This is a genomic window from Chitinophaga sp. GbtcB8 (assembly GCF_019091455.1).
In the GTDB taxonomy this organism is placed as follows: domain Bacteria; phylum Bacteroidota; class Bacteroidia; order Chitinophagales; family Chitinophagaceae; genus Chitinophaga.
The window spans coordinates 17,752-43,196 of sequence record NZ_JAGXJN010000047.1 but is presented as its reverse complement, the minus strand read 5'-3'; the positions used below and the strand labels follow the sequence as shown (position 1 = coordinate 43,196).

Here is a 25,445-nt window from a genome sequence, read left to right as displayed (position 1 = left end):
AGATCTTACTTAAGATTTTATTTATCCGGTTTTCCCAGCGCTTTCAGCATGTTGGCGTGCGCTGCAAGCGCATGGAAGAAAGTAGGCTGCATATGATAGGGCAGCCCAAAATCAGCAGCTGTTCTCCGCACAATAGGAGCGATCCGCTTGTAATGCACGTGGCAAATGCCCGTGAATAAATGATGTTCTATCTGGTAGTTAAGACCGCCAATGAACCAGGATAGAAAACGGCTGCGCGGTGCAAAATCGGTGGTATTAGCCAGCTCATGGATCGCCCAGGAATCTTCCATTTGCCGGTTACCGTCCGTGCCAACGGGTAAGGAATAGGCGGAAGTCTCCATCACATGAGACGGTTGAAAAACGCAGGAAAGGAAAAGTCCGGCAGTGAAATGCATCAGTAAGAACCCAGCCAGCACCCAATACCAGGGCTGCCCGGAAAATAATATGGGCAGTACAAGTATGTAGGCATAATAAACCAATTTGTAAACGGTGATCCGGAGCAGGGCCTGTTTTAAGGAAACTTTTTGCTTCACCAGCAGGTCATGCTGCTTATACCGGACTACCTGTAAATAGTCTTTAGCGGTCATCCAGAATAGGGTCATCACCATATAAAAGAACCAGGCATATAAATATTGATACCGGTGGAACCAATGCCACTTTTGCCTTGGGGAGAAGCGCAATAATATAATGCTGTCAATATCATCGTCCAGCCCTGCAATGTTCGTGTAGGTATGATGCAGCACATTGTGCTGGATCTTCCAGGTCACCGTATACCCTCCAATGATCTCCAATATGTGCCCAATGAACCGGTTCACCTTTTTACTGGGTGAATAAGTGCCATGGTTCGCATCATGCATAACAGCCGTGCCAATGCCAGACATTCCCCAGCTCATAATGAACCAAAGGCCCATAAATATCCAGCGGTTTTCTGCACCCAAACCCATTACTATTAAAAGGTAAGGCACGAAGTACAAAAGAAGCATGGTGATTGTTTTTATCCACATGCCCGCATTGGCGTAAGGAGAAATATGATGGGTGGCAAAGTATGATTTGACCCTGCTGTTCAGCGTTTCTATAAAGCTATTTTCTCCCCGGGGAGCAAAGCGAACGATATTCAACTTTCCGGATCCCATTTAGGTGCATTTTAAAATATATATAGTAACTTCTGCAAATATTGTGCTATTGCATAACTGTAGCTATTACAAATTGGTAAAATATTTGATGCAGGCATTTAACAATATTCTTTATGAAGGAACGACGGCCCACAATGCATGACGAATTCTGGCTACGCCTCGATAACGCAGCAAAGATCTACCCGGCCATCCGGACCCGGGAGCTGACATCCGTTTTCCGTCTTAGTGTGGTCCTGAAAGAAAAGGTGAACCGGGAACAGCTGCTAAAGGCCGCGCACGCCTTTGAAGACAGGTTTCCCTATTATAAAGTAAAACTAAAAGCCGGTTTTTTCTGGTTTTATCTGCAGCATTATGAGCTACCGCTGCGCGTGGAAGCTGATACCGGTTATCCCTGCCGGTCCTTTCATAAAAAAGACCTGATGTTCAGGGTGCTGGCAGGGGACTATTCCATTAATGTTGAGTTCTCCCATATATTAACAGATGCTTCCGGCGCATTTGAGTTCCTCAAATCGCTTTTGCTGGTCTATTTTGAAAATGTGGACGTTCCGCTTCCTGCAGGGCTATCCTACCTGCGTCCGGGGGAAATACCCGCGGAAGAAGAGTATGAAGATGCTTATAAACGTTATTTCAGGAAAACCGTTTCTGCCCCGATGACTTTTCGTTCAGCCTTCCATCTGCCGTTTCCTGTACAAAGACCTCCGCACCTCCACATATCCATCATGGAGATGCCTGTTGACAAAATATCGAAGAAAGCAAAGGGATACGGCGTCAGCCTGACGGAGTACCTAATTTCTGTATATCTTTTAGCGTTACAAAACATCTACGAATCGTTACCCGCGTTGAGAAAACGGACCAGTCGTAAAATATTCAGGATAGAAGTACCTGTCAACCTTCGGAAGATATATCCTACCAGGTCCATGCGGAATTTCTCGCTATATGTACTGCCGGAGATCGATCTCCGGCTGGGGCATTACAGTTTTGAAGAGATCATTAAAACAGTTTATCACCTGATGCGGTTGGAGACAGATCAAAAGCTAATAGCTAAGATTCTTTCCCGCAATGTGGGCGGAGAAAAGAATCCGTTTGTAAAATCCATACCCTTATTTATTAAATCGTTGTTGTTTGCAAAACTCTATTCTTTCGGAACAAGCCGTTACAGCGGCGTGGTCACCAACCTGGGAAGGATCGATCTTCCATCGAACCTCAACAGGTTTATCGATCATTTTGTTTTTATACCCCCTCCGCCTAATAAAACACTCAAAGTCAACTGCGGAGTGGTTGGCTTTGACAATAAACTATTGCTGGGCTTTTCCAACATTACCGCCTCCGATAAAGTGGAGCAGCAATTCTTGGAAATTTTAGAGCAGCAAGGGATATCCGTTGGTTTCCGGCAATATGGCAACCTGCAAAAGGAAGAAATAGCATCACCGGCTGAGAGAAAAAAGGAAAAGCTACGGAAAAGACCGTTTAACTGGAATCTGGTCTCCCTTTTTAAGCGGATATTTCATACCTGAATTGGATTCAGCAGATCAACAATTTGCCGGGCCGCCTGCTTTGACTCAGGGAAGTTAAGCAACATCCAATCATGCATCATACCGGCGTATTCATAATAATTGAATTTGATCCCCATTGAGCCGGCCAGTGATCGTAGCCGTCGGGTATCGGCCACGAGAATTTCATTTGAACCCACAAAAACAGATATTATACCCAACCCATCCAAAGGGCCGTTGATGGGGCTGAGTAAATAGTGATCGGGTTGGGCGCCACCGGCATAGAGCAGACCGGCCCGTTGAAGCCGTTCTTTATTCAGGAAAAGATCTTCGGCTTCTATCTCAGAGATAGCCGGGTTGGCAAGGGTAATATCCAACCAGGGAGAAAGAAGGATGATCTGGCCGGGTGGGCATACCTGCTCAACCTTCATTTTTTGAGCCAATGCCAACGCAAGGCCCCCGCCGGCCGAATCACCCATAATAGTTAGCTGGGAATGGGCTGCCATCGTGATCAGCTGTCTGTAGAGAGTGGATACCATCTCAAAGGTGTCAGTATAAGTATGTTTCGGAGCCAGTGGATAATCGGGTGCGGTAATAATACAATGAGCTTTCCGGGCCAATTTTGCCAGGAACCACCAATGGAGTACCAGGAAATTTTGCGTATAGGCGCCTCCGTGTAAATAAAGTACATGTTTGGCGCTATCTACTCCTTTAGGTTCTAATGTAAACACATTATGCCCCTGTATCTGCGACTTCCGGACATAACAGGCCTTCTTCACGCTTGGAGGCGGCTCCGGGCAATCATAAAAACGGGTCTTTGTCAGTGCAATTGTACCTACATTGCCCTTTTTATTGATCAGTCTTAACAGAACCTTGAATAATTTGCTTTGCACACTTGCCAATGGAAACTTTTGATTTACCGGCTTAACAACTTCTTTTCGCCAACACCTCCCAAAGATCGTTTCACCTTAAAAGATCCCTTTCAGGCATTAGCCATCTTAATTAAGGTACTTTAATTTATCCTCCAATCCTAATCATATTCCTCCCTTTTCCAGCATTCTTCTGCATCTCCGCCATCATCTTCTCCCTTTCCGCTTCAAACTCACTTGCCGTTACCTTCTTCCCCCTGGATGGCGCTTTCACCGCGCCCAGATCCGCTTGCGGAGCTACTTCTACAGCTTTATACATCACACGCCCATCATGAATATCAAGGCCCAGTATCAGCCCTGGTAATTGTCCCTGGAGCTCCGGCCCGGCCGGTACAGGAATAGCCGGCGTAAACCAGGCAATAATATTGGCGGTATCAGCTACTTCCCGGTTTTTCATTTCACCATTTTCCATAGAGGTCATCATATGTTTACTGATACGTTGTGTAATGGCCTGCTGGCAGGGATAATTGAGGATAGTAGTAGTTTCGCCCGTCAGCTTCCAGTGCAGGTGTGCAATGCTGTCTGAAATAATATAATTCTTCGGGCCAAACTCGCGTTGCTCCACGGATTGGCCGGTACTAAAATTATTATAGATGATGTCGTTGTCGCCGGCTACATCCATGCGTATATGCAGGCCGCCGCCTGCACTTTCCGCCATTTCATCCGGGGTTTCTTCTTCCACTGCGCGGCGTAGCGACTGATTATTGCCAAACAATACTTCCAGCTTTTCTTTATGAGTACTGGGCATGGCATGTGTGGCCTCATCACCCATTCCCTGGAAGTCCATCTTCAACTGTATGGTACGCTCATACACTACCCGGCCTTGTGTTTGCTGCCCATGTGCAGCCAGTATCAACAGGCCCGTAGAAAAGGTAAGGATTATCTTTTTCATGTAATATATTTTATGGAACTAAGCTAGGCCGTTCCTGTTGCAACGCAGGTTAACATGCCTTGCTTTAATGTTAATTTAGGTTAATGTTCGGCCGGTTGGAAAAGGGAAGTAATACATTTGATGTATTTTGCGCTTATAAACACATTGCTGTTGCGATATAAGATCTCCATACCGGTTACTGCTGTCCTGATAGTCTTTACCATCCTGGTTATTACAGCCTTCCAGGTGTATTGGCTCAGGAAGAATTACCGTGAAGAGCGGCAGCTGTTCACTGCCCGCACCAATGTGCTGTTCCGCGAAACCATTTTCCGCCTGCAGGCTACTAAACTGAAAGCCAATCCCAATAATATACGCATTCATGAGCGGCAGGGCATGATCAGCATTTCCCGTGTATTGGATGAAAGGGACAGGGATATGATAGTGGGAAGAATGCCTGGCTTGCGGCGTGCCATGGTGGTAGCCGTGAAAGACGGAATTGTCAGCGGGAGTGATTCCGTGAATGTGCAGTACAGGCTGGCCAGCCCCGGTCCTCCGGGCCCTCCCGGTAAAAGGACCGTTGAGTTCCTGTCTGGTGTAGATTCCCTGAGCGATTCCATTACAATAAAGGATGTTGCCAGGCAATATAGCAGAGTGCTGGCAAGGGAACAGATCAACGTACCCTTTAGCGTTCTTGAAATACCGGTGGATACTACAAAAAGGGATTTCAGCCCGTTCCCCGATGAGCTGGACGCCAATTCCGTAACCATTGGTTTTACAAAACCTGTTACCTACCAGCTGGTGTTTGAAGACAATACCTGGTACCTGTTAAAACGTATCAGCCAGCCTATCAGTATTTCATGCCTGCTGCTGGGAGTAACGGTATTATCTTTTTTGCTGTTATACCGTAATCTTAAACAACAGCAAAAGCTGGCGCAGCTGAAGAATGATTTTATCAGCAACATGACGCATGAGCTGAAAACGCCCATTGCCACTGTAAGCGTAGCCATTGAAGCCCTGCGCAATTTTGATGCGCTGGATGATCCGCAAACCACCCAGGAATACCTGGATATATCTGCCAATGAAATGCAGCGCCTGGCTTTGCTTGTTGATAAAGTGCTGAAGCTGTCAATGTTTGAGAACAGGGAAATTGCTCTGAACAAAGAACAGTTTGATATCAGGGAGCTGGCACGCAGCGTGATGGTATCCATGAAGCTGCAGTTTGAAAAACAACAGGCCACTACTACATTAAAAGCTACCGGTACCAACTTTATTATTACTGCCGATAAGCTGCATATGACCAGCGTATTATACAACCTGCTGGATAATGCCTTAAAATACAGCACCAAAGATCCGGAGATCCTGATCCACATTATTGATCATAAGAATTACCTGGAAATACGTGTAACCGACAACGGTATAGGCATAGCCAAAGAATATAAGAACCGCATCTTTGAAAAGTTCTTCCGTATACCCAGTGGTAACCGGCATAATATAAAAGGTTATGGGTTGGGATTAAGTTATGTAGCCCATATTGTAATGAGCCATATGGGTTTTATAGAGGTGGAAAGTGAGCTGCATAAAGGCAGCACATTCTCTGTAAAGATACCTTTTATAGAGGCGCCGGTTATTCATTATGACAGGAACCGCCGTATCGCATCGGAAAAAAATAATGTAAAATGAGTATAAAGATCTTATACGTTGAAGACGAAATATCACTGGGAAAGATCGTAAAGGAAAGCCTGCAGCGGCGCGGCTTTGAGGTTATTATGGAGCGGGATGGCGCCAATGCGCTGTCGCTGTTCAAAGAAGTGAAGCCCACCGTATGTGTGCTGGATGTAATGCTGCCCAATAAAGATGGTTTTGAGATTGCAGAAGAGATCCGTGCCATCGATACAGAAGTACCCATTTTATTCCTCACGGCCAAAACGCAAACAGACGACCTGGTAAAGGGTTTTACGCTCGGCGGTAACGATTATATCCGTAAACCTTTCAGCATGGAAGAGCTGATCGCACGTATAAAAAATGTATTGCGCAAAACAGAAAATGCGCCCGTTCCTTCCAATGACCCCATCCGCATGGGCAAGTTCCGTTTTTATACCAACCGGCAGTTGCTGTCCAATGGCCTGGAGGAAAAAAAGCTGTCGTACCGGGAAAGTGAGCTGCTGCGTATCCTGTATGAGAACCGCAACGGCATCATTAACCGGAAAAATATCCTGGATCTGCTCTGGGGCCACGATTCCTTTTTCAATAGCCGCAACCTGGACGTGTACATCACCCGCCTGCGGGTGCATCTGAAAGAGGATGAAAACCTCCAGATCCTCACTATCAAAGGGGTAGGATACCGCTTTGTGCTGGATTAATATTTGGCCGTTTGTAAACCCGCTCCTGCCTTTGATCATCCCCGCGCCGCCACCTGTTAGATACCCCTGTTTGTACGCTGCTTTTTTATTTACTTGCTCTTGTTTCCTGCTATTAGTATGGAAATGTTCAGATTACATAATGGCCCCAAATTATTGACAGTTAAACCCCTTCTGTTTTCCAATGGAAAAAGAGATTGCTACATCCCGGGTGAACAAACAGCCGGTAACGCCTGCTGCTACCAGCAACGAAAAAAGCAAAGGTGGTTATACCACGTTATCCGTTCCGCAGATCAGCTTACCCAAAAGCGGCGGGGGAATAAAGTCCATTGACGATAAATTTGCCGTAAATGCCGCCAATGGCACTGCCGGTTACAGCTTCCCTTTTCCTTTTTCCCCATCCCGGAATGGTTTTGTACCTGTTATGTCGCTGGGTTATAATTCCGGCAGCGGTAACAGTGTTTTTGGATTGGGCTGGGATGCCGCGCCGGTAGCTATTGCCCGCAGAACAGATAAACAGCTGCCCCGGTACAATGATGAGGAAGATGTTTTTATCTTCTCCGGCGCAGAAGACCTGGTGCCGGTATATAAAGAAGAGGAAGCAGGCAATTGGGTAAAAGATGAGCAAATTATAGACGGCGCTACCATAGCCCGTTACCGGCCAAGGGTAGAAGGCGGTTATGCACGTATAGAAAAGATCACGGAAGCTAACGGCAACGTATATTGGAAAGCTACCACCGGCGATAATAGTGTGCTGATCTTTGGAAAAAGTAAATCAGCACAGCTGTACAACCCCGCCGGTCCTGCCATGATTTTTAAATGGTTGCTGGAATTTAGTTATGATGATAAAGGCAACTGTTTCCAGTTTGCCTATAAACAGGAAGATAAAACAAATGTGCACCCGCAAATACAGGAACGCAACCGGCTGAATGATACTGCCGCCTGCACTAATGTGTACCTGAAACGTATCAGGTACGGCAATAAGGTACACTTCAACAGGAGCAGCATTAACCTCGCCAATTGGGACAGCTTCCTGAACAGTATTGAGTATTTATTAGAGCTGGTATTGGATTACGGGGAGCACGACATAACCGACCCCCAACCCAATGATGATAAAGGCTGGTTATGTCGGCAGGATCCCTTTTCAGATTACCGCGCCGGTTTTGAGATAAGGACCTGCCGCCTTTGCAGCCGGTTGCTTATGTTCCACCATTTTACGGAGCTGGGCCCAAGACCTTGCCTGGTAAGCGCCATGCATATGGAGTATAATACCAGCACTACTTTCACTTTCCTGCAATCAGTAACGCAAAAAGGATATATCCGTAAGGCAGATGGTACTTATTCGGAAAAAGCTGTGCCGCCCATAGCTTTTTCCTACGAGCCCCTGGCCTGGGATCCAACGGTCAGGACCCTGAGCATTGATAATATACCTGCAGATATCAACGATGGTTATTACCAATGGATAGATCTCTACAATGAAGGGATAGCCGGTGTTCTCACCGAACAGGCCAGCGCCTGGTATTACAAAAGTAATTTAGGTGATGGGAATTTTGACGCCATCAAACTGGTAGCGCCCAAACCTTCGCTGAATGGCTTATTGGAAGGCGCGATACATTTCCAGGACCTGGAAGCAAGGGGGCAGCAATTCCTGGTAAGCAACGGGCTGCAGGGATATTATGAGCTGGATGATAATAAGGAATGGATGCCCTTTAAGAGCTTCAATGAAATACCCAACATTAACCTGCAGGATCCTAACCTGAAGCTGCTGGACCTCAATGGCGACGGCCGCCCGGACATCCTTATCTCAGAAGAAAGAGTATTTACCTGGTACGCCTCAAAAGGCAAAGAAGGTTATGAAAGGAACCACACTGCACCCAAACCATTTGATGAAGAAAAAGGGCCCAACATCATTTTTGCAGACAGCACCCAGTCTGTTGTGCTGGCAGATATGAGCGGGGATGGCCTGATGGATATAGTGCGCATCCGCAACAGCAGCATAGTGTACTGGCCTAACCTTGGTTACGGAAAGTTTGGCGCAAAGGTAAGCATGGGCAATGCGCCGGTATTTGATACGAACGAAGATTTTAACCCCCAATATGTAAAGCTGGCGGATATAGATGGATCCGGCACCACAGACATAGTCTATATCGGTCATCACACCTTTAAAGTTTATTTTAATCAAAGCGGCAATAGCTGGAGCGATGCAAATATCATAAACGGCGTTGAGCCCTTACCGTTTTCACCCATGGATGCCTATTGCCCGGTAACAATCGTAGATCTGCTGGGCAAGGGCACCGGGTGTATAGTATGGTCATCGCCGTTGCCGCAGTACGCTGGTACCCTGCGTTATATTGACCTGATGGCAGGCAGGAAGCCGCATGTAATGACAGCCTATAAAAATAATATGGGCAAGGAGGTAGCTATTCATTATATGTCCTCTACTTACTTTTATTTGCAGGATAAAAAAGCGGGCACGCCCTGGATCACGCAGCTGCCTTTCCCCGTGCAATGTGTAAGTAAGGTAGAAGTAATGGACCAGGTGCAAAGAACACGCTTTACCAGTCAGTATACCTACCATCATGGTTATTACGATCATGCGGAACGGGAGTTCCGCGGTTTTGGCCGGGTAGACCAGGTAGATACGGAAGATTTCGAGCAGTACAAAAAACTTGCTAACCCCAATGGCAATGTACAGTTGGTGGATGCCAGCTTTCACCAGCCACCGGTGCTCACTAAAACCTGGTACCATACCGGCGCCTTTTTAGATAAGGAAAAAATATTCAACCAGTTTGCGGGTGAATATTATCAGAACAATAGTGTAGAGGAGCATACTTTACAGGACCCTGCTTTACCCGCTAACCTTACGCTGGATGAATGGCGGGAAGCCCTGCGCGCCTGCAGGGGCATGCCACTTCGTACAGAAGTATATACGCCGGATGGCAGCGCGCAGCAGGATGTGCCGTATACCACCTCCTTTCACAGCTGCTTCATTCAATTTTTACAACCCCGCCTGCAAAACCAGTATGCAGTATTTAAAGTACAGGAAAGCGAGGTGCTCACGTACACCTATGAACGAAACCCCGCTGACCCGCGTATTACCCACAGCATGACGCTGGAAGTGGATGAAACGGGCAACGTGCTCAAAGCAGCCGCCATCAGCTATGGCAGAAAAACTACGAATGCTGATCTCACAGCCACAGAGCAGGCCGCACAAAGCAAAACACTCATCGTGTTTTCAGATAATAAGGTCACTAATAAAATTGATACAATAACAGATTATCATTTACCATTACCCTGTGAAGCATTAACCTGGGAAATTACCGGTCTGCAACCTGCGGCCGGTAATTACTTTGCCATCAACGAAATAAAGAATGCCTTTACAGCCGCCGCTAGTATCCCTTTCCATGCCCTGCCAACACCGGGGAAAACAGAAAAGCGGCTGATGGTGTTTACCCGTTCCCTGTTAATGAAAAACGACGGGAGCGGGCCGCTGCCTTTAGGTGTAATGGAATCCCTGGCATTGCCGTATGAAACCTACAAATTGTCTTTAACACCCGCGCTGCGCGATCTTATTTTTGGAGATAAGGTAAATGACGATCTGCTGTTACAGCAGGGGAAATACGTGCATCTGGATGATGATAACTACTGGATCCCCGGCGGCACCCAAACCCTTGACCCTGCACACTTTTACCAGGCCACTACCTTAACGGACCCTTTCGGGTATAAAACACAAATAGGTTACGATGCGGCCTATCGTTTTTTTGTGCAGCAGACCAGCGATATGCTGGGCGGCAAAAGTGAAGTAGCCGGTTTTAACTACCGCACCTTATCGCCTTACCTGATGCTGGACATAAACGGCAACCGTACCGGCGTACGCACGGACGAGCTGGGCCTGGTGCTGAGCAGCTTTGTAATGGGGAAGGAAAATGAGAACAAGGGAGATGAGATGGATACCACTACTGCAGAAGCCTCCGCCAATGACCAGCCCTCCGTATCCATAACATATGACCTGACCAATTACCAGGATAATGCTAAACCCAACTATGCAAAAACTACAGCCCGCGAAACACATTTTCACGACAGTCCTCAATCCATTACCCAAACCGCTTATGCCTACGTTAACGGCAGCGGGCAAACGCTGATGCAAAAGATCCAGGCTCCCGACCTGCGCTGGATAGGCAACGGCCGTACTATCATAAATAATAAGGGTTTGCCGGTAAAACAATATGAGCCTTACTTCAGCACAACTTTTGAATTTGAAGATAATAAAGAGCTGGTAGAAAGAGGGGTATCACCCATCCTGTATTATGATTCTGCCGGGCGTTTAGTCCGTACAGAGCAGCCGGATGGTACCTTTTCAAAAGTGGAGTTTGATCCCTGGATGGAGCGCAGCTTTGACCGTAATGATACCGTGTTGGAAAGCCAGTGGTATAAAGACCGCATCACCACGCCGGTGCCCGCCATTGCTACTCCGGAAGAGATAGCTGCCGCCAATAAAACCGCCGCACATGCCAATACACCCGGTACCACTCACCTGGATGCACAGGGCGTTACCTTCATCACAATAGCCGATAATGGTACAGATGGAAAATATAAAACCACCAGTTTAAAAGACCTGGCAGGCAATATACGCAGCATTACAGACGCCCGTGGTAATGTAGTAATGCAGTATAAATGCGATATGCTGGGTGCACAGCTGTACCAGCTAAGCATGGATGCCGGTGAGCGTTGGACCATTAACGATGTAATGGGTAAGGCCTTAAAGAACCTGGACAGCCGCGGCCACCAGTTCCGTTATGAATACGATACCCTGCACCGCCCCCTAAAAACATTTTTGCAAACAGATACAGCAGCAGAAATATGTACAGAGAAAACCCTTTATGGCGAAGGCCTGCCGGATGATAAAGCTTTAAACCTGCGCGGTAAACCCTACCAGCATTTTGACAGCGCAGGTATGGTTACGAATATAACCTTTGACTTTAAAGGCAACTTGTTACAATCTGCCCGCCAGTTGTGTAATGAGTATAAAACCAATATAAACTGGAATACCAATGCAGCGCTGGAACCCGCAACATATACCTATGTCACTGTGTTTGATGCGCTGAACCGCGCCATAAAAGTAACGGCCCCGGATCAAAGCATTCTTATGCCGTCTTTCAATGAAACCGGTCAGCTAAGTAAGCTGGAAGTACAGCTGCAGGGAGCAGCAGTAAAAACAACGTTTATAAAAACTGTTACTTACAATGCCAAAGGGCTGCGGGAAAGTATTGCCTATGGCAACAATACCGCCACTGCTTATAAGTACGATCCCCGTACACTGCGTATCACGCAGATCCAAACCACCGCTAAGAACGGAACAGACCTGCTGCAAAAGCTGTTATACACCTACGATCCGGTGGGCAATATTACCACGATCAAAGACAATGCACAGCAAACCATTTTCTTCAACAACAATGTAGTAAGCCCTGCCTGCGATTATACCTATGATGCGGTATACCGGCTCAGTAAAGCAAGCGGCAGGGAACACATAGGGCAAAACCAGCCCTCATCGCCTTTTGATGAAAGCCGTATTAATTTGCCGCAACCCGGCGATGGCGCAGCCCTGCGTAATTACAATCAAAGTTATGCCTATGATGCAGTAGGCAATATCCTGCAAATGATCCACGCAGCAGGCGCCGGCAGCTGGACAAGAACCTATAATTATGAAACCCGCAATAACCGTTTACATAGCCAAACAACCGGCAGCAGTACAGAAACATTTACCTATGATGAACATGGCAACATTACAGCCCTGGCGCATTTGCCTTCATTAACCTGGGATGATAAGGATGAATTAAGACAGGTGAGCCTGGGTGGGGGAGGCACCGCCTATTACGTATATGACAGCAGCGGGCAGCGCATCCGCAAAGTAATTGAGCGGCAGGGCGGTATAAAAGAGCAGCGCTTATACCTGGGTGTTATTGAGCTGTTTCAAAGAACGGATAATGCCAATAAAGTGCAGGAAAGCACATCCACCCTGCATATAATGGACAGTGGTGCGCGTTTGGCCATGGTGGAAACAAGAACTGTGATAGCCGGCGCCGCAGCATCCCAGCAATTAACCCGGTACCAGTACAGCAATCACCTGGGATCTGCAGCGCTGGAGCTGGATGAAAATGCAACGGTTATTTCTTATGAAGAGTATCACCCTTACGGCACTACAGCCTACCAGGCCATGAACGCCGCCATCAACGCTGCGCATAAGCGTTACCGTTATACCGGTATGGAAAGGGATGAGGAAACCGGTTTGCAATATCATGGTGCACGTTACTATTTACCCTGGCTGGCCAGGTGGCTGAGCGCAGACCCCATTGGCGTGAACGGCGGTATGAACCTGTACCGCTATTGCAGTAATAACCCCGTAATAAGAATGGATGTGCTGGGAACAGATGACAGCCAGTTCCAGTGGGCAAAAAGTGCAGAAGAAAATAAGACCCGGCATGAGCGGCTCATAGGGCTGTTGCAGATCCTTGACGGGCATATTTATTACCGTAAAAGCCAGATCAAAGACATTCTTGCAAAATTTGGAGATGATAAAGTATTGCTGCATTATGGGTTTGATGGGGATGACTGGCATACCCAGATGGGATTGCAAAAAAGCGTGATCAGTGCTATACGCCGGTATGATTCAGCATACACGGGCAATGCATCTTTCGTAAGCCTTCCTGATGATAAGGCCGCAAAAGCAAAAGAACAGAAAGAGGCAATATGGCAGGCCAACGTAAGGGGCTACGAATATGTGACCGGTTCTGTATTTGCGGGGATAGCTTCCGGTGTTGCCAGGATCTTTACTGACGATCCGGAAAAAATTGCCGGCGCTGCCGGTTTGGGCGCAGCAATAGAAGGCGCAGGGCTGCCCCTGGCCACGGGTATTGCAACAAAGGTGAGGGATAATGCCCGGCAGGAACAACAGCAGAAGGCCGAGGCAAAGGCACGTGATCTGGTAGCGCCGTCATCATCCGGCCAGCGCCCGTCGTCTCCCCCGAACCCCACTTCCGCTAACACCACTGCCGGCGCCACCGGCCCCGCTCCCACGGATGATATAAAAGACCTGAAATCTGCAGTAGACATCGGCGGTACCCGCATTTTCTACGGGAATCCTCCCGGTGGAGCTCCACCTATTGCTGCCTGTTTCAAAGGAAATAATATCACCTTTGATTCAGTAACAGACGCATATGGTGTTAGATTAGTACTGGAGCATCTGGAACGGAAAAATCCGGGCGCCCACGTATATGCAGGAGCAGGGACTCATGGAGATACAACCGGTGACTGGGTTGCTACAAGCCCAGACCCTACATATATAGAACGGAGCTTTTTTCGTGAGGACAAGGGAACAATGGCGCAAGGCCGGTTACCGGGTTTGGGTGCAAGATTTGTATTTGATGTATCCAAGCCAGCGCAGGCATCCTCATTCCTTAGCGCAGAAAAAGCCGCGGACCAGGCCCCGCCGGGAACCGTATTTACCATGGCTAACTGGTGTTACAGCACTGCCAAAAAATAAGGCACAGGGGCGCTTGAACATTATAATAACTATATTGCAAAAAAATCAGGCGCTCCTGTGTTAGCTTTATCTGAGATCACCAACGGATCACTGATCCGTGTAAAAGGCAAAGATGTTATTTTCACCTACGACCTGCTGACCACCACAGACGAGCATTCCCGCATTCTTACCACCAACCTCAATGGGGTAGCATACCTGGAAGCCGTGCCCGTACCCATTTCCGAGCCTTACCTGGTGCATTCGCTGGGTCTGGATAAAATAGACGCTTCACACTATGTAGGCCGCCTGCAGGAATATGTATTTGAATATGATCTGTGGGCCGATGTGCTGATTGTAAAACACGCAAAGGAAAGCTTCATTCTGCCCTATGTGGCAGTACTGTTTGTACACATCTTCCAGAAGATCATTAACGATTACATTGTTCAATAACCGGTGGTCACATTAATTCCATCAGGATTGGTAATTTGTAGATACCTTAGCAATACCCAAAAAATGCTTATCTATGAAAGTTACTCAATTACCATTCAGCATATTACTGTTAGGCGCGCTGGCTGCCTGTAACGGTGATCACACATCCACCAGCGGCAAAGATTCCACAGGCGCCAATCCCTTTTTTGTAAAAAGCAGCCTGCCCTTTGAAGCGCCGGACTTTACAAAGATCAAAGATGCCGACTTTAAACCTGCCATAGAAGAAGGTATTAAACAGCAGCAGGCGGAAATACAGGCCATTGCAGAAGATACCGCTGCGCCCACCTTTGAAAATACACTGGTGGCGCTGGAAAAAAGCGGGGCTTTATTAACCCGCGTCAGGAACGTATTTGACATGCTGGCAGATGCCAATACCAACGACACACTGGATAAGGTAAGAGAGGACGAAGCCGCAGCACTGGCCGCCAATGATGATGCCATTTACCTGAACACAAAACTTTTCAAACGCGTGCACACCCTTTACCAGGAGCGCGACAAACTGAACCTGGATGCAGAATCCAAACGCCTGGTAGAATACTACAACCAGCAATTTGAAATGGCCGGCGCTAATTTATCCGATGCAGATAAAGCAATTGTAAAAAAGCTGAACCAGGAAAGGGCCTCACTCAGTGTAGCCTTTAATGCTAAGGTAATGGCCGGCACCAAAGCCGGGGCATTGGTGGTAAGTGATAAAGCAGCATTGGCCGGTTTAACGGACGATGCGCTGGCCAACGCCGCGCAGGCAGCCAAAGACCGCAAGCTGGATGGTAAATGGCTGCTGCCATTACAGAACACCACTCAGCAGCCCTCCCTGCAATCTATAACAGACCGGCCTACACGGCAGGCGCTCTTTAACGCCTCCTGGACACGTAACGAGAAAGGAGATTCCAATGATACCCGCCAGCTCATTATCCGTTTGGCAGGCATCCGTGCACAAAAAGCACAGCTGCTGCACTTTAAGAACTATGCAGCCTATAACCTGCAGGACCAGATGGCTAAAACTCCCGAAGCAGTAACCGCTTTCCTGGAAAAGCTGGGACCTGCCGCCACAGCCAAAGCCAAACAGGAGGCCGCTACCATCCAGGCGCTGATCGACCAGAAAGCTAAAGGCATACAGCTGGCTCCCTGGGACTGGAACTATTATGCAGAGCAGGTACGCAAAGCGCAGTACAACCTGGACGATAACGAGATCAAACCTTACTTTGAAATAAACTCCGTGCTTACCAATGGCGTGTTTTATGCCGCGCATTTATTATACGGGCTGGATTTCAAGGAACGGCATGATCTGCCCGTGTACCATAAAGACGTACGCGTGTTTGATGTAATAGACCAGGATGGAAAACAGATCGGTCTTTTTTACTGTGATTATTTTAAACGCGATAATAAATCCGGCGGTGCATGGTGTAACAACCTGGTAGGGCAATCTAAATTACTGGGTAAGCAACCGGTTATTTACAACGTATGCAACTTTACCAAACCAGCAGCGGGCCAGCCTGCGCTCCTTAGCTTTACAGAAGCAAGAACCATGTTCCATGAATTCGGACATGCGCTGCATGGCTTTTTTGCATCACAGCAATACCCCGCAATCTCCGGTGCGCAAACCGCCCGCGATTTTGTGGAGTTCCCCTCCCAGTTCAATGAGCATTGGGCTATGGATCCAAAGGTGTTCAGCAATTATGCAAAACATTATAAAACCGGCGCAGCAATGCCGCAGCAGCTGGTAGATAAAATTAAAAAAGCAGCCACCTTTAACCAGGGGTATTCCTTAACAGAAGCGTTGGCAGCAGACGCCATTGATATGGCCTGGCATACATTGCCTGCAGATTCCAGCACATGGCCCAAAGATGTAGATGCTTTTGAAGCCACCGCTTTACACAACGCCGGGCTGGATCTGACACAAGTGCCGCCCCGCTATCGTTCCAGCTACTTTTTACATATCTGGTCCAACGGGTATGCATCCGCATACTACGCCTACGCCTGGACGGAAATGCTGGCCCATGATGCTTTCTCCTGGTTTGAAGAGAATGGAGGTTTAACACGCGCCAACGGGCAGCGCTTCCGGGATATGATCCTGTCGCGCGGTAATACGCTGGACTATGGTAAAATGTTCAGGGATTTCCGCGGGCACGATCCGGAGATAGGGCCGCTGTTAAAGAGCCGTGGATTGAAATAATATAAATAAGGGGCGGCCGGAAAGTAGCTGTTAACATTTAGCTGTTAGCTATTAGCAAAACACCAAACAGCTAAAAGCTAATTGCTAACAGCTAATAGCTACTTTCATTCCGCTACCGGGAACGCTACGATCCTCACCTTGGTGCATCCATATGGCACCAGGGTGATTTTCTGTATGGTACTATCTGTTTTGCCTTTATAAAAACCGTTGCGGTCTGTTACCGGCTGGTAAGCCACCCCGTTCACCGCTTCCCAGCCCGGCAGGCGTTTAGCCGGCGCCGTGATCTGCAGGGGAGCATGTTCCAGGTTCCATACAAAATCATCGCCCGCAGGTTTTACTTTGCTGAACTGTAATTGTGTGGCCGGTTTTTCCACTGCTGCCCGTTGTAATGCAAAGTTCCATGCTCCCTCAGGATACACGCTCAGGTAATCGCCCTCTTCCGCATCTGTTCCCTTTTCCCATTTTTCATTGAGCTTTAATGCATATACCAGCGGCCCTCTTTCTACTGAGCGGGAATTACGTCCCCATACTGTGGTGGTTATTTCCATAGGCAGCTGTAAGCTAAGCTGGTCGCCGCTTTTCCAGGTACGGTTTATGGTAGTTATTTCTCCGCCTTTGGCATGTTGCAAGGGTTGCCCGTTCAATAGTAAGGCAGCTTCTTTGCACCAGCCGGGAATGCGCAGCTGAAAAGGAAAGGCAGCTGCTTTGGGCATAGTTAGCTCAAAACGTACCTGGTCTTCAAAAGGGTAGCTTGTTATTTCGTTAATGGTAACAGCGGTGCTGTCTTTACCCACTTTAGCCGTCAAACGGTTAGGGGCATACGTTAATGCCGCTATACCATTGCCAGCCGTGGTATACCACAGGTGCTGGGTGAATTTTGTCCAGCCCTGGTGCATATTTGCCAGGCAGCAGGTGTACCCGCTGCGCATGCCCAGCACATTACACATTTCCCGGTTAAAGGGCAGGGAGAAATCAAAAACGCCCCTGCTGATCTGTACCTGGTTAGCCACCTGGAAATACTGTTTGTTATTATAATCATCTGTGGTTTGCGTGGGCAGGGCATTAAACGCCATTTTTTCCAGCGCATCCATATATGGTACTTCCCCGGTAATGCCAATAATGTTTTCCAGGGAATACATGGCTTCTACTACAGCGCATAATTCTACACCCTGCGTAGGGTCGTTACCGTTGAGGTCTTCATCGCCGGAAAAAATACCCATGGGCAGGCCATGCACGGTCATAAGGTCATGCCAGCCGGTTTGCAGGTTGTGCAGGTAGGTTTTATTGCCGGTGCGCTGGTAGTTAATGGCCGGCGCTTTCAGGCCCATGGCCACATTTACGGCATGGCGTTTCATCCAGTCGTCCATATGGCTGTAAGTAGTGGTGCTGATCATCCAATCCCGGTTACCCATCCAGGTAGTCCAGGCAAAGGATTGCGATTCCAGCAGCTCTGCCAGCTGCAGCAGTTTTGCATCGTGTGTTTTGGTGTACAGCCATTGCGCTATCATCACATTCTCAATACCGCGGGAGGTAGCCCATTCCGTCCATTTACCCAGCGGTGCTGTTTTTAATGCCTGCAGCTGGTAGTGGAAATACCGGGTCATAAAAGGCAGTACCCGCGGGTCTTTTGTGGCAGTGTAATATTGCTGCAGCACTTTTAACATTACCATTTTAGGCCACCAGTCTTCACCATCAGCGGCATGTTGCGCATCAATGGTAATATGCTGTTCCCGTTCTGCTGTTGTAAGCGGGCCAAAATAACCGGAAGGGCGCTGATGGTCCAGTGTCCAGTTTACATAACGTAACACCTTTTCCTGCAGGGTCTTATCATCCAGCAGGTAGGCCAGGGGCAGCGCGCCATCCAGCCAGTAGGGTGTCTCCTCCCATCCATCGCCCTTTCCGCCCAGCCAGCCGTTATCCTGTTTCACTTTTTTATATACCTCATCCAGGTGGCCTGAAGTACCGTTCCGCATAACGACCAGCTGGTTACGCAGCCATCCTGATGGCTGTATAGCGCCCAGCGGCAGCTCCTGGTAAATAGGGGCAGTGTAAGCGGTTTTTGTTTGCGCAAAAGTTCCTGGTGCTAAAGCAAGCAGGAAAAAACTATAGGTTAATAATTTTTTCATAGCTGTTGTTGAATGATCCGTGGTCCGTTACCGCTAAATGTAATAATTATGTGTGAAAAGTTGTAGATGCAGCATGTTATGTTCATGGCTGCAAATATTTTCGCATCTTTACAGTGTTTATCTGCAAATCGTTTTACACCTATGATCGCCATCATCCTCATCATCTTATCCATCGCCTGCATCCTCATTGCAGGTGTTATTATCCGGATCAACCTCCAATCAAAGGAATGGAGCAGCTGGGAAGATTAACACTACAGCCGGGCACGTTTGTGGTGGAATGATTGTTGAAGCATTCCCCATATATGATTCCAAAAGAGCACCAAAACAATACCTCGCACGTATTTTATAAAGAAGCTTTACTGCACCTGCAGGGGAGCGGCGTGCCCTTTATGCTGGGCGGCGCCTTTGCCATGTTCCATTACACCGGCATTTACCGGGATACCAAGGACCTGGATATTTTTTGTGCGCCCGCCGATTACCCGGCCATCCTGAAGCTTTTTGCAGCTAAGGAAGGTTACCGCACAGAGTTAACAGATGTTCGCTGGCTGGCAAAAGTGTTCAAAGGCGAATATTTTGTTGACATCATCTTTGCTTCCCCCGCCAACATATTCCATGTAGATGATAGCTGGTTTGAATACGCGCCAGAAGCAGAATTTACCGGCGTAAAGGTGAAATTATTACCGCCGGAAGAGCTGATCTATTGTAAGAGTTATGTGCAGAACCGGGAGCGTTTTGATGGGGCAGATATCAATCACGTCATACTCAAATACGGGAAGGAGCTGAACTGGCAACGCCTGCTTACCCGCCTGGATCAGCACTGGCATTTACTGTTATCACAGCTGATCAATTTCCAGTTCGTGTACCCGGCAGATCACCGCGACATTGTTCCCAAATGGCTGCTGGATGAGCTGATCCAGAGAACGCAGGAACAATACGAATTGCCCGCTCCCCTAGAACGCGTTTGCCGCGGGCCTATGATAGACCAAACGCAATACCAGGTAGATGTGAAAGACTGGGACTATAGATCATACACCATTAAAACCGTATAGCATGGCAGTAGCATCCGGAAAAACACGCATTGCAGCAGTAGGCGATATTCATGTTCGTGAATCAGACAAAGGGAATTGGATCCCATTCTTCCAGGAAGTATCCCAAAAGGCCGATGTGCTGCTTTTATGCGGCGACCTTACGGATACCGGCGATGAATCTGAAGCACAGGTGCTGGTAGAAGAGCTGAAAGCCTGCACCATTCCCGTGGTAGCCGTGTTAGGCAATCATGATCATGAAAAAGGCCGTCATAAGCTGATCCGGCAGATCATGCTGCAGCACCATAATGTAACGATGCTGGATGGGGAAGCCGTGGTGATCCAAAACGTGGGTTTTGCCGGTATCAAAGGTTTTGGCGGCGGGTTTGATAACCATATGCTGTCATTTTTTGGCGAAGGCGCTATGAAAGCCTTTGTGCAGGAAACAGTAGATGAAACCCTTCACCTGGACCGCGCCCTGGCCCGCCTGGACCAGGAGCATGCAGATATAAAGAAGATAGCTGTTATGCATTACTCGCCTATAAAAGCCACAGTAATGGGCGAACCGGAGCAGATCTTCCCGTTCCTGGGCTCATCCCGCCTGGCAGAACCTTTAAGCAGGAGGGGAGTGCTGGCCGCTTTTCACGGGCATGCGCATATGGGCACCCTGGCTGGGGAAGCGCCGGGTGGTGTAAAAGTATTTAATGTATCTAAACCGGTGCTGGTGCGTGAAGGTTACAAATGCCCGTTTTACCTGATGGAGGTGTAAGTGCCGTGTCTTCAGCATATATCAGTTGACCGTTTGGCTGAATCGCGGATGCAGGCAGTGTTTCGCATGTTTCTGGTATAACTGTCCATCCGCCTTGTCTCCGCTGTATTTTCTCGCCCCTTATATTGTAGTATTGCAAACGCCTGCTTGTTTTGGGCGAAGGCATGCCGGCGCCAGCTGTTTGTTGTATGGGCATATCCACAGCATTTTGTAATTCACCCTTCCCCGTTTCTTGATCCAGATCAATATATCCAGCTAATTCCGGATCAAATTTATGCCGGTACTCCTTTTCCAGCAGCTCTTGTACAACTGCCTTTTCCACACCTGATTTCAACAGCTGCATAGCCTGACCGGTAATGGTCCGGTAATCATCATGCTGCCTTGTTTTACGGGGAAATAACCGGTAAATAGCCGCTGCTATCTTAGACGCCTGTGCCAGCCAGTCCGCATATTCCATGGTGCGCTTAAAACTGCGGAAACGCTTTACCCGCTTGCGGCTTAATGAACTTTTGGACCGTGCATAATATTGCCCGTCCATTTTGTAATAGGTAATATTACCTACAGTGCCTGTCAGGAAAACAGGACCAACTTGTTTTGCCATAACGATATAATTTTGGTGTACCCGGCAAAAATAAAGGCCCTCACAGAACTACCCAAATGAAGTGAACGTTTTGATCACATTTGAGCGAAAATGAACATTTTGAACGAAAATGCACATTTTGAGCGCTCCATCTTTCCTACTCCATACTATCTCACTTACATATCCTTCCCTACTTTTATGCGCTGCTCTCCCGTGTCCTTCCCATGTTACACTCTCATTTAACCCTGGGTAAAAGCGCACTCCATCCATGTCCCTCTCATGTCCGGTCCATGTCCCACTCGTGTACATCCCTGGTCAGAGCCTACTCTCACCCCTCATTACCACCTTTCCCATAAATGTTGTATTTTCTCCCCCGCTAGTGATCAAACCACGTATGAAAAGCAGTTCTCACTGCATCCTAAAACAATAACCCATGGAAAAACAGGAAAACCATCATTCCACACGCAGGCGTTTTCTGAAAAACGCTGTAAAAGGCGCCGGCGCACTGGCCCTTATCAATTTTCCTACTATTGTGCCCGCCCATGTATTAGGCAAATATGCCCCCAGCAACCGTATTAACATTGGCGCCATTGGTAACGGCCGCATATCCCGTGGGCATGATATGCCCGGTGTATGGAAGTACGACCAGGCAAGGATCATAGCTGTTTGTGACCTGGACAGCAACCGCGTAACAGCCGCGCAAAAACTGGTGAACGATTATTACAGCAAGAAAACCGGTAAACCCTACGATGGTGTGAAAACCTACGAAGATTACCAGGAGCTGTTAAACAATAAAGATGTGGATGCAGTGCTTATCAGCACACCGGATCACTGGCATGTAATGCCCGCCATACATGCTGTACGCTCCGGTAAGGACGTATATATGCAAAAGCCGGCCTCTTTAACCATTGCAGAAGGGCGGCTGCTTAGCGACGAAGTGCACCGCAGCGGCCGCATACTGCAGGTAGGCAGCCAGCAACGGTCTATGCCGCAGTTTAAAAAGGCCTGTGAGCTGGTGCGTAATGGCGCCATTGGTAAAGTGCATACGGTATATGTAGGCCTTCCCATTGACGATCCCAAAGAAAGCACGGTGGAAAAAGAAATGCCGCTGCCCGCCAACTTGTTATATGAGAAATGGCTGGGTGAAACGCCCTATGTGCCTTACACAGAAAAACGGGTGCACCCGCAGGCCGATTTTTCACGTCCCGGCTGGCTGCGCTGCGAGCAGTTTGGCGCAGGTATGATCACCGGCTGGGGCGCTCACCATTTTGATATTGTAAACTGGGGATTGGATACGGAATATACCGGTCCCGTGGAAATAAGTGCCACCGCCCAGTTTCCGCCTGCCGGTAATTTATGGGATGTGCATGGCCCTTTTAAATCAGAAACTATCTTTGCCAATGGGGTAAAGGTGCTGGCCAGTAATGATTACCCAAACGGGGTAAAATTTGTAGGCTCAGAAGGATGGATCTTTGTTACCCGTGGCAACTACGCCGCTACTTCCAGCGATCCGGTAGCAAAGGGCCAGAATACGAAAGCGCTGGAAGCAAGCGATCCGCGTATACTCAGTACCGTGATACCGGCAAGCGGGGTGCATTTATACGATACCAAAGACCATCACGGTAACTGGCTGGATAGTATAGCTACCCGCCAAGCGCCCATCACGCCCATAGAAGTAGGCCACCGCGCCTGTACCATTTGCCTGCTGAACCATGCTGCCATGAAGCTGCAGCGCAAGCTGTACTGGGACCCGGTGAATGAACGTTTTAAGAACGACGATGCCGCCAATGCAATGCTCACCCGCCCGCAGCGCTGGCCTTATACATTATAAAGCAATCAGACGAACCATGAATAAAAAACAGATCGTAACATCACTATTAGTGTTAAGCATGATGAACAATGCCTGCAACACCGGACAAAAGGAAAAAGAAAAGGAAACTGCTGCCACAAGTGAAGCGGACATTAAGCTCATAACGCTGGATCCCGGCCACTTTCACGCGGCGCTGGTGCAAAAATCTATGAGCCCAGGTATAGATTCTGTAGTGCATGTATATGCACCGGACGGTCCGGAGCTGAAAGAACAATTGCGTTTCATTGATCAGTACAACACCCGTACGGAAGCGCCTACCCACTGGCAGGAGGATGTGTACAAAGGCCCGGATTTCCTGGAAAAAATGGTGCAGGAAAAGAAAGGGAATGTAGTGGTAATGGCAGGTAACAACCATCGCAAAACAGAATACATACAGCAGGCCGTGGCAGCCGGTATGAACGTACTGGCCGATAAGCCCATGGCCATTAGCTCCGAAGGTTTTGCCACGCTGCAAAAAACGTTTGAGGATGCCAAAGCAAAAAAGGTATTGCTCTATGATATTATGACGGAGCGCTCAGAGATCACCAACACCCTGCAGGGCGAACTGTCGCGCATACACGACGTTTTTGGTGAGCAACAGCAGGGCACGGATAAAGAGCCCGGCGTGGTAATGGAAAGCGTGCACAATTTCTACAAATATGTATCCGGCAAAGCCCTTACCCGGCCGGCCTGGTTCTTTGATCCTGCACAGCAGGGCGATGCCATTGTGGATGTAGGCACCCATCTGGTTGACCTGGTGCAATGGGAATGTTTTCCCGCAGTAGTATTGGATTATAAAAAAGATATCCAGCTACAGGGCGCCCGTCATTGGCCTACGCCCATCACCTTATCCCAGTTCCGCACCATCACCGGCCTGGATAGCTTCCCGGATTTTCTGCAGCCATTTGCCAAAGACACGGTGCTGAACGTACATGCTAACGGTGAAGCCCGTTACACGCTTAAAGGCGTGCATGTAAAAGTAACCGCCCTATGGCAATATGCAGGCCCTGAAGGCAGCGGTGACACGCATTATTCCATGCTGCGCGGCACTAACAGCAACCTGGTGATCCGCCAGGGAAAGGATGAAAAGTTTGAACCAACTTTATACGTAGAGGCGGTAGGTAAAACCAAGGCCGCAGACCTGGAACAGCACCTGCAGGCAGCTTTAAAGCAGCTGGAAAGCAAGTACCCCGGCCTATCGCTGGAAAAAAGTAAACAGGGTTTCAAGATCGTGATCCCTGCTAAATATAAGGTAGGCCACGAAGCGCATTTTGCGCAGGTGCTGCAGCGTTATATGGAGTACCTGAAAGGCGGCAGCCTGCCGGATTGGGAAGTACCGGGCATGATCGCTAAATATTATACTACTACAAAGGCGCTGGAAATAAGCTCAAAGCATAAAGGATAAAGCAGAAAGCAAAAAGCTATTGAAGCGGATGGGTGCTTGCCATAAATCCCTTGTCCGCTCCAATAGCTTTTTGCTTTATCCTTTCAGCTTTACGCTATTTAATAGCTACTCCCAATCCCAACTGTATCTGTTGGCTATGCCATTTATAGCGGTCATCAATATTATTAATATTCCCCAGGCCCAGTGTGTAACGGCCATAGAAACGCACCTGCGATACATGCAGGGTTAAGCCTGCCGCCACGCCATAATCGGTGTTCTTAAAAGCAGCTTTATCTTTCAGTAATATATCTTCATTATCATATACCAGCACGCTGAATTGCGGCCCCACATTCAGGGTGAACAGGTCGTTCACTTTGTAGGCCAGCAGCACGGGTATGCTTACGTAGCTCAGCTTTATAGAAGATTTAGCGCTGCTGTTACCGGAGTTCACATAATACGTCAGGAAATCATCATCCTTTTTATTATTGAACTGAGAGAACAATACCTCCGGCTGAATACCCCATTTGGAAGTAATATTATACTCCAGGAAAATACCCGCATCATACCCGGGATTAAAGCTGCCCTGCATTCCCTTACCATTAAGACTGGTGAATTGCAGATCGGCCTTTAACCCGTAATGAAGCTTTTGTCCATAGGAAACACCCGCCACCAATAACAGGCCGGTAATAGCTGTAAATAGTTTCTTGATCATAGATATGCAAAATAGAGATACAAATATGGGGTACCACAG

The 25,445-nt window shown here is 48.1% G+C and carries 16 protein-coding genes; 10 read left to right on the top strand and 6 right to left on the bottom strand.

Going from position 1 to position 25,445, the window contains the following annotated elements; all coding sequences use genetic code 11:
• Nucleotides 1-17: 17 nt before the first annotated feature.
• The gene (locus KVT36_RS28335; RefSeq protein ID WP_217606810.1) at nucleotides 18-1,133 is read right to left on the bottom strand and encodes an acyl-CoA desaturase; all 1,116 of its coding nucleotides are present in this window, start codon (nucleotides 1,131-1,133) and stop codon (nucleotides 18-20) included.
• A gap of 245 nt (nucleotides 1,134-1,378) precedes the next feature.
• On the opposite strand from KVT36_RS28335, the gene KVT36_RS28330 reads away from it, so the two are divergent.
• Entirely contained in the window at nucleotides 1,379-2,647 is a 1,269-nt protein-coding gene (locus tag KVT36_RS28330; RefSeq protein ID WP_217606809.1) for a hypothetical protein, read from the top strand.
• Here the strand turns inward: KVT36_RS28330 and KVT36_RS28325 are convergent.
• Both KVT36_RS28325 and KVT36_RS28320 read right to left on the bottom strand, forming a co-directional pair.
• A complete protein-coding gene (locus tag KVT36_RS28325; RefSeq protein ID WP_368670056.1) occupies nucleotides 2,638-3,516 on the bottom strand; it encodes an alpha/beta hydrolase fold domain-containing protein in 879 nt (292 codons plus the stop codon). The genes KVT36_RS28330 and KVT36_RS28325 overlap by 10 nt on opposite strands.
• Nucleotides 3,517-3,640: 124 nt before the next feature.
• Nucleotides 3,641-4,444 (bottom strand): GLPGLI family protein, encoded by an 804-nt coding sequence (locus KVT36_RS28320; RefSeq protein ID WP_217606807.1) that lies wholly within the window; start codon nucleotides 4,442-4,444, stop codon nucleotides 3,641-3,643.
• Nucleotides 4,445-4,594: 150 nt separating this feature from the next.
• Here KVT36_RS28320 and KVT36_RS28315 point away from each other — a divergent pair, with 150 nt between their 5' ends.
• The 5 genes from KVT36_RS28315 to dcp all read left to right on the top strand — a co-directional run bounded on the left by KVT36_RS28315 (nucleotide 4,595) and on the right by dcp (nucleotide 16,961).
• Complete coding sequence (locus KVT36_RS28315; RefSeq protein WP_217606806.1) at nucleotides 4,595-6,103, top strand: cell wall metabolism sensor histidine kinase WalK; 1,509 nt, start codon at nucleotides 4,595-4,597, stop codon at nucleotides 6,101-6,103.
• Nucleotides 6,100-6,783 (top strand): response regulator transcription factor, encoded by a 684-nt coding sequence (locus KVT36_RS28310; protein ID WP_217606805.1) that lies wholly within the window; start codon nucleotides 6,100-6,102, stop codon nucleotides 6,781-6,783. Before KVT36_RS28315 ends, KVT36_RS28310 begins: the two co-directional genes overlap by 4 nt.
• A gap of 181 nt (nucleotides 6,784-6,964) precedes the next feature.
• Nucleotides 6,965-14,320: a SpvB/TcaC N-terminal domain-containing protein gene (locus KVT36_RS28305; RefSeq protein WP_217606804.1), complete on the top strand. Its 7,356-nt coding sequence runs from the start codon at nucleotides 6,965-6,967 to the stop codon at nucleotides 14,318-14,320.
• 57 nt (nucleotides 14,321-14,377) lie between these two features.
• Nucleotides 14,378-14,749, top strand: coding sequence for a hypothetical protein (locus KVT36_RS28300; RefSeq protein ID WP_143081148.1), 372 nt, complete (start codon nucleotides 14,378-14,380; stop codon nucleotides 14,747-14,749).
• Between the two features lie 73 nt (nucleotides 14,750-14,822).
• Nucleotides 14,823-16,961, top strand: coding sequence for a peptidyl-dipeptidase Dcp (gene dcp, locus KVT36_RS28295; protein ID WP_217606803.1), 2,139 nt, complete (start codon nucleotides 14,823-14,825; stop codon nucleotides 16,959-16,961).
• A gap of 104 nt (nucleotides 16,962-17,065) precedes the next feature.
• Here the strand turns inward: dcp and KVT36_RS28290 are convergent, their stop codons facing one another.
• The gene (locus KVT36_RS28290; RefSeq protein ID WP_217606802.1) at nucleotides 17,066-19,087 is read right to left on the bottom strand and encodes a beta-L-arabinofuranosidase domain-containing protein; all 2,022 of its coding nucleotides are present in this window, start codon (nucleotides 19,085-19,087) and stop codon (nucleotides 17,066-17,068) included.
• 302 nt (nucleotides 19,088-19,389) lie between these two features.
• On the opposite strand from KVT36_RS28290, the gene KVT36_RS28285 reads away from it, so the two are divergent.
• Together KVT36_RS28285 and KVT36_RS28280 are read left to right on the top strand one after the other, a co-directional pair.
• Complete coding sequence (locus KVT36_RS28285; RefSeq protein ID WP_217606801.1) at nucleotides 19,390-20,136, top strand: nucleotidyltransferase; 747 nt, start codon at nucleotides 19,390-19,392, stop codon at nucleotides 20,134-20,136.
• Nucleotide 20,137: 1 nt separating this feature from the next.
• A complete protein-coding gene (locus tag KVT36_RS28280) occupies nucleotides 20,138-20,881 on the top strand; it encodes a metallophosphoesterase (protein WP_217606800.1) in 744 nt (247 codons plus the stop codon).
• Here KVT36_RS28280 and KVT36_RS28275 read toward each other — a convergent pair.
• Nucleotides 20,823-21,482: a hypothetical protein gene (locus KVT36_RS28275; RefSeq protein ID WP_217606799.1), complete on the bottom strand. Its 660-nt coding sequence runs from the start codon at nucleotides 21,480-21,482 to the stop codon at nucleotides 20,823-20,825. The genes KVT36_RS28280 and KVT36_RS28275 overlap by 59 nt on opposite strands.
• A 412-nt stretch (nucleotides 21,483-21,894) precedes the next feature.
• On the opposite strand from KVT36_RS28275, the gene KVT36_RS28270 reads away from it, so the two are divergent.
• Both KVT36_RS28270 and KVT36_RS28265 read left to right on the top strand, forming a co-directional pair.
• Nucleotides 21,895-23,292, top strand: a complete 1,398-nt coding sequence (locus tag KVT36_RS28270; protein WP_217606798.1) for a Gfo/Idh/MocA family protein — start codon at nucleotides 21,895-21,897, stop codon at nucleotides 23,290-23,292.
• Between the two features lie 16 nt (nucleotides 23,293-23,308).
• A complete protein-coding gene (locus KVT36_RS28265) occupies nucleotides 23,309-24,715 on the top strand; it encodes a putative oxidoreductase C-terminal domain-containing protein (protein ID WP_217606797.1) in 1,407 nt (468 codons plus the stop codon).
• A gap of 94 nt (nucleotides 24,716-24,809) precedes the next feature.
• On the opposite strand, the gene KVT36_RS28260 is transcribed toward KVT36_RS28265, so the two are convergent.
• Nucleotides 24,810-25,406, bottom strand: coding sequence for a porin family protein (locus KVT36_RS28260; RefSeq protein WP_217606796.1), 597 nt, complete (start codon nucleotides 25,404-25,406; stop codon nucleotides 24,810-24,812).
• Nucleotides 25,407-25,445 lie beyond the last annotated feature (39 nt).